Raw genomic sequence first — 8,164 nt, 5'->3', positions numbered from 1 at the left:
ATTGCGAAGCGCAGACCCTGGTCCATCGCGATCGGATGGATCAGAGTAACGGTCATTTTGATGTTGTCGCCCGGCATTACCATCTCAACGCCTTCCGGCAGTTCGATGTTGCCAGTCACGTCAGTAGTACGGAAGTAGAACTGCGGACGGTAGCCTTTGAAGAACGGAGTGTGACGACCGCCTTCTTCTTTAGACAGAACGTAAACTTCTGACACGAAAGTGGTGTGCGGCTTGATTGAGCCCGGCTTAGCCAGTACCTGGCCACGCTCGATCTCTTCACGCTTGATACCACGCAGCAGAACGCCCACGTTCTCACCAGCCTGACCCTGATCCAGCAGTTTGCGGAACATTTCAACGCCGGTACAGGTTGATTTCGCGGTGTCTTTGATGCCCACGATTTCAACTTCGTCGCCTACTTTCACGATGCCGCGCTCAACACGACCGGTAACAACGGTACCACGGCCAGAGATTGAGAATACGTCTTCGATCGGCAGCAGGAACGGCAGGTCGATAGCACGAACCGGATCCGGGATGTAGGTATCCAGGTGGCCAGCCAGCTCAACGATCTTCGCTTCCCACTCTGCGTCGCCTTCCAGCGCTTTCAGAGCAGAACCGCGAACGATCGGGGTGTCGTCGCCCGGGAAGTCGTACTGAGACAGCAGGTCACGTACTTCCATCTCAACCAGTTCCAGCAGCTCTTCGTCATCAACCATGTCGCACTTGTTCAGGAACACGATGATGTAAGGAACGCCAACCTGACGACCCAGCAGGATGTGCTCACGGGTCTGCGGCATCGGGCCGTCAGTCGCAGCAACAACCAGGATAGCGCCGTCCATCTGAGCAGCACCGGTGATCATGTTTTTCACATAGTCGGCGTGGCCCGGGCAGTCAACGTGCGCGTAGTGGCGAGTCGGGGTTTCATACTCAACGTGAGAAGTGTTGATGGTGATACCACGTGCTTTTTCTTCCGGCGCGTTATCGATCTGGTCGAATGCACGAGCCTGGCCGCCGTAGGTTTTAGCCAGAACGGTGGTGATAGCTGCAGTCAGGGTGGTTTTACCGTGGTCAACGTGACCGATGGTGCCCACGTTTACGTGCAGTTTGTTACGTTGAAATTGCTCTTTNACACGATGATGTAAGGAACGCCAACCTGACGACCCAGCAGGATGTGCTCACGGGTCTGCGGCATCGGGCCGTCAGTCGCAGCAACAACCAGGATAGCGCCATCCATCTGAGCAGCACCGGTGATCATGTTTTTCACATAGTCGGCGTGGCCCGGGCAGTCAACGTGCGCGTAGTGGCGAGTCGGGGTTTCATACTCAACGTGAGAAGTGTTGATGGTGATACCACGTGCTTTCTCTTCCGGCGCGTTATCGATCTGGTCGAATGCACGAGCCTGGCCGCCGTAGGTTTTAGCCAGAACGGTGGTGATAGCTGCAGTCAGGGTGGTTTTACCGTGGTCAACGTGACCGATGGTGCCCACGTTTACGTGCAGTTTGTTACGTTGAAATTGCTCTTTCGCCATGGCGATAATCCTTACTGTTATGCCTTCATCATTGATGAAGGCATCTGTTCACAATTTTTAAACCGTAGCCTTATTTGCTACGAGCTTCAATAACGGCCTGAGCGACGTTGTTCGGCGCATCATCGTACTTCAGGAACTCCATGGAGTAAGAAGCACGGCCTTTCGTCAGAGAACGCAACTGCGTCGCGTATCCGAACATTTCAGACAGCGGAACTTCAGCGTGAATCTGAACGCCGGTAGCGTTAGATTCCTGCCCTTTCAGCATACCACGACGACGGCTCAGGTCACCGATGACGTCACCGGTGTTCTCTTCCGGAGTCTCTACTTCAACCTTCATGATCGGCTCAAGCAGTACCGGCTGCGCTTTCTTAAAGCCATCTTTAAAGGCGATAGAAGCGGCCAGTTTAAACGCCAGCTCTGAGGAGTCCACGTCATGGTAAGAACCGAAGTGCAGACGCACGCCCAGATCAACAACCGGATAACCTGCCAGCGGGCCAGATTTCAGCTGTTCCTGGATGCCTTTGTCAACCGCAGGGATGTATTCGCCAGGAATCACACCACCTTTGATGTCGTTGACAAATTCGTAGCCTTTCGGGTTTGAACCCGGCTCCAGCGGGTACATGTCGATAACAACATGACCGTACTGACCGCGACCACCAGACTGCTTGGCGTGTTTACCTTCGATGTCGGTAACTTTAGAGCGAATCGCTTCGCGGTAAGCTACCTGCGGTTTGCCCACGTTCGCTTCAACGTTGAATTCACGCTTCATGCGGTCAACGATGATGTCGAGGTGCAGCTCACCCATACCGGCGATGATGGTCTGGTTAGACTCTTCGTCAGTCCATACGCGGAATGACGGGTCTTCTTTAGCCAGACGACCCAGAGCCAGACCCATTTTTTCCTGGTCAGCTTTGGTTTTCGGCTCAACGGCGATAGAGATTACCGGCTCAGGGAACTCCATGCGCTCCAGGATGATCGGGTTGCTCGGATCACACAGGGTATCACCGGTGATCACGTCTTTCAGACCGATCGCTGCTGCGATGTCGCCCGCGCGAACTTCGCTGATCTCTTCACGCTTGTTGGCGTGCATCTGTACGATACGGCCAAAACGCTCACGTGCAGATTTCACTGAGTTCAGTACGGTGTCACCTGAGTTAACCACGCCAGAGTACACGCGGAAGAAGGTCAGGTTGCCCACGAACGGGTCGTTAGCGATTTTGAACGCCAGCGCAGAGAACGGCTCGCTGTCGTCGGCGTGACGCTCAGCCGGAGTATCTTTACCGTCGTCCAGCATACCGTTGATCGCAGGAACGTCAGTCGGTGCCGGCAGGTATTCAACCACGGCATCCAGCATCGCCTGAACACCTTTGTTCTTGAACGCAGAACCACAGGTAACCAGGATGATTTCGTTGCGCAGTACGCGCTGACGCAGAGCCGTTTTGATCTCTTCTTCGCTCAGCTCTTCGCCGCTGAAGAATTTCTCCATCAGCTCTTCAGAAGCTTCTGCCGCCGCTTCGATCAGCTTGCCGCGCCACTCTTCAGCCAGTTCCTGCATGTCAGCCGGGATATCTTCGTAAACGAAGGTAACGCCCTGGTCAGCATCGTTCCAGTTGATGGCTTTCATTTTGATCAGGTCAACAACGCCGGTGAAGTTCTCTTCAGCGCCGATTGCCAGCTGCAGCGGAACCGGAGTCGCGCCCAGACGGGATTCGATCTGACCAACAACTTTCAGGAAGTTCGCGCCCATACGGTCCATTTTGTTAACGAACGCGATACGCGGAACTTTATATTTGTTCGCCTGACGCCATACGGTTTCAGACTGCGGCTGCACGCCACCTACAGCACAGTAAACCATTACTGCGCCATCGAGCACACGCATAGAACGTTCTACTTCGATGGTGAAGTCAACGTGTCCCGGGGTGTCGATGATGTTGATACGGTGCGGCTCAAACTGCTTAGCCATACCGGACCAGAATGCGGTGGTCGCTGCAGACGTGATGGTGATACCACGCTCCTGCTCCTGCGCCATCCAGTCCATGGTCGCTGCGCCATCATGCACTTCACCGATTTTGTGGTTAACACCGGTGTAGAACAGGATACGCTCGGTAGTTGTGGTTTTACCGGCGTCGATGTGTGCGCTGATACCAATGTTACGGTAGCGCGCAATGGGTGTTGTACGAGCCATTTGATTCCTCTGATTCTCGGGCGTTCAAAATTAGTCGAACCCAGCGGGTTAGCATTTTGCACGCCCGCTGGTTTAACAACAACTACGTGGCGATTACCAGCGGTAGTGAGCGAACGCCTTGTTGGCTTCTGCCATGCGGTGAACGTCTTCACGTTTCTTAACTGCAGTACCTTTGTTTTCTGCAGCGTCAGAAAGTTCGTTCGCCAGGCGGAGAGCCATAGATTTATCACCGCGTTTACGAGCAGCTTCTACGATCCAGCGCATTGCCAGAGCATTACGACGAACCGGACGGACTTCTACTGGAACCTGATAGGTAGAACCACCAACGCGACGTGACTTAACTTCGACAGTCGGACGCACGTTTTCGAGGGCTACTTCAAAGGCTTCCAGCTCGTTTTTACCAGAACGCTGAGCCAGGGTCTCAAGCGCAGTATAAACGATTGATTCAGCAGTAGATTTTTTACCATCTACCATCAGGATATTTACAAATTTGGCCAGCAGCTCTGATCCGAACTTCGGATCCGGCAGAATTTTACGCTGACCAATGACGCGACGACGTGGCATGGAAATACTCCGTTGTTAATTCAGGATTGTCCAAAACTCTACGAGTTTAGTTTGACATTTAAGTTAAAACGTTTGGCCTTACTTAACGGAGAACCATTAAGCCTTTGGCTTCTTCACGCCATACTTGGAGCGAGCCTGCTTACGGTCTTTAACACCTGAGCAGTCCAGCGCGCCACGAACGGTGTGGTAACGCACACCTGGCAGGTCTTTAACACGACCGCCACGGATCAGGATCACGGAGTGTTCCTGCAGGTTATGACCTTCACCGCCGATATAGGAGGTAACTTCAAAACCGTTAGTCAGACGAACACGGCAAACTTTACGCAGTGCTGAGTTCGGTTTTTTCGGAGTGGTGGTGTACACACGAGTACAAACACCACGTTTTTGCGGGCAAGCTTCCAGCGCAGGCACGTTGCTCTTTGCAACTTTGCGTACGCGTGGTTTGCGAACCAGCTGGTTAACTGTTGCCATTAAATAGCTCCTGGATTAGCTTTTGCTTCGTAAACACGTAATAAATCGCCTCGTATTACTACGAGGACGCAGAATTTTAGGGCTGAGCCAATAGGGTGTCAAGAAATAACCAGGCTTTACGACATTACCAGGTCATCTGCTGCTGATGTTTTTCAGTGAGCGCGACGAAACCAGTATAGTCCACCGGCCTTACTTTGGCTGAAATTTGACCACCAAGCCCGCGCGCGGTCACGTCTTCCGTCAGGACCCATAAGGTCGCAGGCGAGGTGAGAAGCTGGCTTAACGCGCTGCTGCCTTCCAGCGCGCCCAGCACGCCGTCCTGCAACAACAGCAAATCGTCTTCCGCCGTCAGCAGCAGCAGCAGCGTATTCAGGTCACTGTAATAAGGTGAATGCATCAGGGTGTGCAACATAGCGCGCTCTTAAAAGGTGATGATGCGATCGTAGGTCGCCAACTGTTGCCGCAGCGCCGCGGCGTCCAGAATGCCAGCGTCCAGCACGCGCGCGCCCTCTTCCGCCAGGCCGCGCTCGCGCAACGCCTCGCGGCTGATATAGCAATGTTCAATATCATACAGCGCCAGCACGCCAAACGTGGCGGCGTGATTGCGGGCCAGAATAATTTCCGGCTGCTGGCCAGGCGTCAGCTGCAATACTCCATCGCCAATAAAGAACAGGCCTATCGACTCGCTCAGCGCGCCGGTCGCCAGCGCGGCGTCGAGCCCTTCGCGGCCCGCGCTGCTGCCGTGCGGCGCGCGGGTAAAAACAAAGGCGACGCGATTCATTAAAACTGCACCAGTCGATCGCAGCCGAGCGCGGCTTCCGCCAGCGCACCCAGACCGCTGAGTTCAAACCCCGGCTGTAAGTTGCTGCCTGCCAGCTGCAGCCGCTCCGCCTCCTGCGCATCGGTAACGCCGCGGCGCAGCGCGGCGGCTACGCAAATATTCAACGCCACGCCCTGCTCTTCATGCAGCGCAAGCCAGGCGCGTACGATATCCGCCTCGTCGCTGGCCGGCGCGGTCAGCTCATTGGCGTTCAGCACGCCCTCGCGATAAAAGAAAACGCTCTGCAGCTGATGGCCGGAGGCCAGCAGCGCGCGGGCGAACAGCAAGGCGCTGCTCGCCTGCTGCGTGCCGTAAGCCGGACCGGTCACCAGCAGGGTATAGCGCATCAGCGCTCCTGCCCCTGGAAGTCTCCGCTCTTGAACTGGCGGATATAGAGGTAAACAGTGTGCTTGGAGATATTGAGGCGATCCGCAACCTGATTGATCGCATCTTTAATATCGAAGATGCCCTTCTCATAAAGATTCAGCACGATCTGGCGGTTCTTGGCGTTGTTGGAGACGTTGCGATCGGCGCTCACCTCTTCAATGGTGAACTCCAGCGTCTGCGTCACCAGATCTTCTACCGAGCTGGCGAAGTTAACGTTCGAATCTACCTGATGCATTTCCGGCGGCATAAAGGTCGACATTATCTGCGAGAAAGGCACATCGAGGTTCATATTGATGCACAACAGCCCAATCACGCGCTGCTGCCGGTTACGTATCGCGATGGTGACCGACTTCATCAGCACGCCGCTTTTGGCGCGGGTGAAGTAGGCGCGGGAAACGTTGCTGTCTGCGCCGTGCATATCGTGCAGCATGCGCAGCGCCAGATCGGTAATTGGCGAGCCCACTTTACGACCGGTATGTTCGCCGTTAGCGATGCGCACCGCCGAACATTTCAGGTCTTCCAGCGAGTGCAGCACGATTTCGCAGTGCGAACCAATCAGCATCGCCAGGCCGTCGACTACCGCCTCATAAGATTTGAGAATATCGTAGTCCGCTTGCTCGAACGGACGCTGCTCCAGTAAATCGAAGTCGCTCAGTTCGCCGGGATTGAATGGATTTGACATCGAAGACATTACCCTAAATGGCTGGAGCCTGTCTCAGCGCAGCGGGCAGACTCTTTTTATTGGGAAAGTTATGCAGGGGATAGTCTGGCAAATGTCGCACGCTTATGCCAGAGCTTTGTCACAGGCGGGAAATGAAACCGCCGCCCGAAGGCGGCGGCAGACAGATTATTGAGATTTCTTCGCGTCGGCGGCAGGCGCCTGTGCTTTCTCATCTGCTTTAGGCGCCGGTTTGATGTCGAGCAGTTCAACATCGAACACCAGCGTAGAGTTGGCCGGAATGCCCGGCACGCCGTTTTTACCGTAGGCGAGCTGCGGCGGGATCACCAGCTTGATTTTGCCGCCTTTCTTCACGTGCTTCAGACCTTCAGTCCAGCCCGGAATAACGCCGTCGAGACGGAAAGAGAGCGGTTCGCCGCGCGTATAGGAGTTGTCGAATTCGGTGCCGTCGATCAGCGTGCCTTTGTAGTTCACTACAACGGTATCGCTGTCTTTCGGCGCATCGCCGGTGCCTTCTTTCTCTACTTTATACAGCAGGCCAGATTCGGTTTTCTTCACGCCGCTCTCTTTGGCGAACTTGCTGGCGAAAGCGGTGCCTTTATCGGCGTTCTCTTTCGCGTCTTTTTCCATCTTCGCCTGCGCTGCGCCTTTCACGCGGCTTTCAAAGGCCTGCAGGGTCTGCTCGATCTCCTGGTCAGAGAGCTTGCTCTTACCGCCGAATGCATCCTGAACGCCCGCAATCAGCTGGTCTTTGTCCAGCTTGATGCCCAGTTTCTCCTGTTCCTTCAGGGAGTTGTCCATGTAGCGACCCAGCGAGGCGCCCAGTGCGTAGGCTGATTGCTGATCTTCATTTTTGAAGGCCGCATTTTTCGGTGCCTGGGGTGCCGCATCGCTCGCAGCCGGTGCTGCAGTCGCTTCGGCTGCCATTGCCAGCGGCGCGTTCAGCGCGATGGCCATGGTGGTGGCTAACATTGTGACTTTAAACAGTGATTTCATCCTTTCTCCAAAACCGAAGCGTCTCACCTCGGGAATTATTGCGGACTAAAGCTCCACACTATAACTGTACGCGGCAGCGGCGAACACTCCCGCAGCGTAATTACCCGGCTCTCCTCCGACCTTTTTTGCATCAGGAAGTTTCATCAGAGATGCTGCTGCGGCAGACGTTATTCAACCCCTGTCAGGCGAAGCGGCAAAGAAATGGGGTGATTCTTAGCGGGGAAACCGTAAAATCAGCGGCTGATGCGAGATTCGCCGCATCACACTATAAGGAGAGGTCATGCAACAATCAGAGTGGGAACAACGGCTTGAAGCGCTGGAGAGCAAGCTGGCCTTTCAGGAGCTGACTATCGAGCAGCTTAATCAAACGGTGGTGCAGCACGAGCTGGAGATGGCGAAAATGCGCGAGCAGCAGCGCCTGCTGTTGGATAAGCTGAAAGCGGCCGCGCCGTCGATGATTGCGTCGCAGTCGGAAGAGACGCCGCCGCCGCATTACTGACAGATTCAGAGTGGCTGTGCAGCGTCGATGCTGCCTCA

At 55.0% G+C, this 8,164-nt stretch carries 10 protein-coding genes and 1 pseudogene; 1 reads left to right on the top strand and 10 read right to left on the bottom strand.

Annotated elements, in window-relative coordinates; genetic code table 11:
* The 10 genes and pseudogenes from tuf to fkpA form a co-directional block, all read right to left on the bottom strand.
* The coding region (gene tuf, locus D7S44_RS18555; protein ID WP_120457393.1) for an elongation factor Tu at positions 1-1,100 on the bottom strand (1,100 nt) is incomplete at its 3' end.
* A 26-nt stretch (positions 1,101-1,126) separates the two neighbouring features.
* Positions 1,127-1,525: pseudogene (locus D7S44_RS18550) on the bottom strand (GTP-binding protein); the annotation flags it as partial.
* Positions 1,526-1,595: 70 nt separating this feature from the next.
* On the bottom strand, positions 1,596-3,710 hold the full coding sequence (gene fusA, locus D7S44_RS18545) for an elongation factor G (RefSeq protein WP_033752983.1): 2,115 nt from the start codon (positions 3,708-3,710) through the stop codon (positions 1,596-1,598).
* Positions 3,711-3,803: 93 nt separating this feature from the next.
* On the bottom strand, positions 3,804-4,274 hold the full coding sequence (gene rpsG / locus D7S44_RS18540) for a 30S ribosomal protein S7 (RefSeq protein WP_013510774.1): 471 nt from the start codon (positions 4,272-4,274) through the stop codon (positions 3,804-3,806).
* Positions 4,275-4,370: 96 nt separating this feature from the next.
* A complete protein-coding gene (rpsL, locus tag D7S44_RS18535; protein ID WP_003852912.1) occupies positions 4,371-4,745 on the bottom strand; it encodes a 30S ribosomal protein S12 in 375 nt (124 codons plus the stop codon).
* Between the two features lie 124 nt (positions 4,746-4,869).
* Positions 4,870-5,157 (bottom strand): sulfurtransferase complex subunit TusB, encoded by a 288-nt coding sequence (gene tusB / locus D7S44_RS18530; RefSeq protein WP_120457369.1) that lies wholly within the window; start codon positions 5,155-5,157, stop codon positions 4,870-4,872.
* Between the two features lie 9 nt (positions 5,158-5,166).
* On the bottom strand, positions 5,167-5,526 hold the full coding sequence (tusC, locus tag D7S44_RS18525) for a sulfurtransferase complex subunit TusC (RefSeq protein WP_120457367.1): 360 nt from the start codon (positions 5,524-5,526) through the stop codon (positions 5,167-5,169).
* Positions 5,526-5,912 carry a sulfurtransferase complex subunit TusD gene (gene tusD / locus D7S44_RS18520; protein ID WP_120457365.1) on the bottom strand — a complete coding sequence of 129 codons (387 nt, stop codon included), beginning with the start codon at positions 5,910-5,912 and terminating at the stop codon, positions 5,526-5,528. The genes tusC and tusD overlap by 1 nt, the downstream gene beginning before the upstream one ends.
* Positions 5,912-6,634 carry a helix-turn-helix transcriptional regulator gene (locus tag D7S44_RS18515; protein WP_120457354.1) on the bottom strand — a complete coding sequence of 241 codons (723 nt, stop codon included), beginning with the start codon at positions 6,632-6,634 and terminating at the stop codon, positions 5,912-5,914. The genes tusD and D7S44_RS18515 overlap by 1 nt, the downstream gene beginning before the upstream one ends.
* A 165-nt stretch (positions 6,635-6,799) precedes the next feature.
* Positions 6,800-7,627, bottom strand: a complete 828-nt coding sequence (gene fkpA, locus D7S44_RS18510) for an FKBP-type peptidyl-prolyl cis-trans isomerase (protein ID WP_120457352.1) — start codon at positions 7,625-7,627, stop codon at positions 6,800-6,802.
* 280 nt (positions 7,628-7,907) lie between these two features.
* Between fkpA and D7S44_RS18505 the strand changes: the two genes are divergently transcribed.
* Positions 7,908-8,126, top strand: coding sequence for a SlyX family protein (locus D7S44_RS18505; protein ID WP_120457351.1), 219 nt, complete (start codon positions 7,908-7,910; stop codon positions 8,124-8,126).
* Positions 8,127-8,164 lie beyond the last annotated feature (38 nt).

Source organism: Pantoea piersonii (genome assembly GCF_003612015.1).
In the GTDB taxonomy this organism is placed as follows: domain Bacteria; phylum Pseudomonadota; class Gammaproteobacteria; order Enterobacterales; family Enterobacteriaceae; genus Pantoea; species Pantoea piersonii.
Note: the sequence above shows the minus strand (reverse complement) of the source record. Positions and strands in the feature narration are given on the sequence as shown.